Source organism: Streptomyces muensis, from assembly GCF_021474425.1.
Classification (GTDB): domain Bacteria; phylum Actinomycetota; class Actinomycetes; order Streptomycetales; family Streptomycetaceae; genus Streptomyces; species Streptomyces muensis.
In genome coordinates this window covers 1-3,287 of record NZ_JAKEIP010000556.1, presented here as the reverse complement: position 1 = coordinate 3,287, position 3,287 = coordinate 1, and the positions used below count along the sequence as shown (strand labels likewise).

Below are 3,287 nucleotides of genomic sequence, written 5' to 3'. Positions count from 1 at the left end.
GGTACGGCCGGTTACGGCTGCCTTCAGTGCCGGCCCCAGTGAACTCCAGCTTTGGTTGGGGGTGATGGGTGGCTGGTCGTTGTTTGAGAACTGCACAGTGGACGCGAGCATCTGTGGCCAAGTTTTTAAGGGCGCACGGTGGATGCCTTGGCACCAGGAACCGATGAAGGACGTGGGAGGCCACGATAGGCCCCGGGGAGTCGTCAACCAGGCTTTGATCCGGGGGTGTCCGAATGGGGAAACCCGGCAGTCGTCATGGGCTGTCACCCGCTGCTGAACACATAGGCAGTGTGGAGGGAACGCGGGGAAGTGAAACATCTCAGTACCCGCAGGAAGAGAAAACAACCGTGATTCCGGGAGTAGTGGCGAGCGAAACTGGATGAGGCTAAACCGTATACGTGTGAGACCCGGCAGGGGTTGCGTGTACGGGGTTGTGGGATCTCTCTTCCACGGTCTGCCGGCCGTGGGACGAGTCAGAAACCGTTGATGTAGGCGAAGGACATGCGAAAGGTCCGGCGTAGAGGGTAAGACCCCCGTAGTCGAAACGTCAGCGGCTCGTTTGAGAGACACCCAAGTAGCACGGGGCCCGAGAAATCCCGTGTGAATCTGGCGGGACCACCCGCTAAGCCTAAATATTCCCTGGTGACCGATAGCGGATAGTACCGTGAGGGAATGGTGAAAAGTACCCCGGGAGGGGAGTGAAATAGTACCTGAAACCGTGTGCCTACAAGCCGTGGGAGCGTCGGAACGAGGCTTGCCTTGTTCTCGTGACTGCGTGCCTTTTGAAGAATGAGCCTGCGAGTTTGCGGTGTGTTGCGAGGTTAACCCGTGTGGGGAAGCCGTAGCGAAAGCGAGTCCGAATAGGGCGGTAGAGTAGCGCGCTCAAGACCCGAAGCGGAGTGATCTAGCCATGGGCAGGTTGAAGCGGAGGTAAGACTTCGTGGAGGACCGAACCCACCAGGGTTGAAAACCTGGGGGATGACCTGTGGTTAGGGGTGAAAGGCCAATCAAACTCCGTGATAGCTGGTTCTCCCCGAAATGCATTTAGGTGCAGCGTCGTGTGTTTCTTGCCGGAGGTAGAGCACTGGATAGGCGATGGGCCCTACCGGGTTACTGACCTTAGCCAAACTCCGAATGCCGGTAAGTGAGAGCGCGGCAGTGAGACTGTGGGGGATAAGCTCCATGGTCGAGAGGGAAACAGCCCAGAGCATCGACTAAGGCCCCTAAGCGTACGCTAAGTGGGAAAGGATGTGGAGTCGCAGAGACAACCAGGAGGTTGGCTTAGAAGCAGCCACCCTTGAAAGAGTGCGTAATAGCTCACTGGTCTAGTGATTCCGCGCCGACAATGTAGCGGGGCTCAAGCGTACCGCCGAAGTCGTGTCATTCCAGCATGTACTCCCAACGGAGGCTGGGATGGGTAGGGGAGCGTCGTCTGCCGGGTGAAGCAGCCGTGTAAGCGAGTTGTGGACGGTTGACGAGTGAGAATGCAGGCATGAGTAGCGATTCACACGTGAGAAACGTGTGCGCCGATTGACTAAGGGTTCCTGGGTCAAGCTGATCTGCCCAGGGTAAGTCGGGACCTAAGGCGAGGCCGACAGGCGTAGTCGATGGATAACCGGTTGATATTCCGGTACCCGCTGTGAAGCGTCAAACATCGAACCAGGCGATGCTAAGTCCGTGAAGCCGCCCTGGAGCCTTCGGGCAAAGGGGAGTGGTGGAGCCGACGAACCAGACTTGCAGTAGGTGAGTGATGGGGTGACGCAGGAAGGTAGTCCATCCCGGGCGGTGGTTGTCCCGGGGTAAGGGTGTAGGCCGGACGGTAGGTAAATCCGCCGTTCATCAAGGCTGAGACCTGATGCCGAGCCGATTGTGGTGAAGTGGATGATCCTATGCTGTCGAGAAAAGCCTCTAGCGAGTTTCATGGCGGCCCGTACCCTAAACCGACTCAGGTGGTCAGGTAGAGAATACCGAGGCGTTCGGGTGAACTATGGTTAAGGAACTCGGCAAAATGCCCCCGTAACTTCGGGAGAAGGGGGGCCACACCTGGTGATGAGTTTTGCACTCTGAGCTGGGGGTGGCCGCAGAGACCAGCGAGAAGCGACTGTTTACTAAAAACACAGGTCCGTGCGAAGCCGTAAGGCGATGTATACGGACTGACGCCTGCCCGGTGCTGGAACGTTAAGGGGACCGGTTAGTCAGGATTCGTTCTGGCGAAGCTGAGAACTTAAGCGCCAGTAAACGGCGGTGGTAACTATAACCATCCTAAGGTAGCGAAATTCCTTGTCGGGTAAGTTCCGACCTGCACGAATGGCGTAACGACTTCTCGACTGTCTCAACCATAGGCCCGGTGAAATTGCACTACGAGTAAAGATGCTCGTTTCGCGCAGCAGGACGGAAAGACCCCGGGACCTTTACTACAGTTTGATATTGGTGTTCGGTTCGGCTTGTGTAGGATAGCTGGGAGACTGTGAAGCCCATACGCCAGTATGGGTGGAGTCGTCGTTGAAATACCAGTCTGGTCGTGCTGGATGTCTAACCTGGGTCCGTGATCCGGATCAGGGACAGTGTCTGATGGGTAGTTTAACTGGGGCGGTTGCCTCCTAAAGGGTAACGGAGGCGCCCAAAGGTTCCCTCAGCCTGGTTGGCAATCAGGTGTTGAGTGTAAGTGCACAAGGGAGCTTGACTGTGAGACCGACGGGTCGAGCAGGGACGAAAGTCGGGACTAGTGATCCGGCGGTGGCTTGTGGAAGCGCCGTCGCTCAACGGATAAAAGGTACCCCGGGGATAACAGGCTGATCTTCCCCAAGAGTCCATATCGACGGGATGGTTTGGCACCTCGATGTCGGCTCGTCGCATCCTGGGGCTGGAGTCGGTCCCAAGGGTTGGGCTGTTCGCCCATTAAAGCGGTACGCGAGCTGGGTTTAGAACGTCGTGAGACAGTTCGGTCCCTATCCGCTGTGCGCGTAGGAGTCTTGAGAAGGGCTGTCCCTAGTACGAGAGGACCGGGACGGACGAACCTCTGGTGTGCCAGTTGTTCTGCCAAGGGCATGGCTGGTTGGCTACGTTCGGGAGGGATAACCGCTGAAAGCATCTAAGCGGGAAGCCTGCTTCGAGATGAGGACTCCCACCCACTTGATGGGGTAAGGCTCCCAGTAGACGACTGGGTTGATAGGCCGGATCTGGAAGCACGGTAACGTGTGGAGGTGACCGGTACTAATAGGCCGAGGGCTTGTCCTCAGTTGCTCGCGTCCACTGTGTTGGTTCTGAAACCACGAACGGCCCCGCAT

General features: G+C 57.3%; 1 rRNA gene. It reads left to right on the top strand.

From position 1 onward, the window contains the following. Positions 1-115: 115 nt before the first annotated feature. A 23S ribosomal RNA gene (locus tag L0P92_RS44290) occupies positions 116-3,237 on the top strand. Positions 3,238-3,287 lie beyond the last annotated feature (50 nt).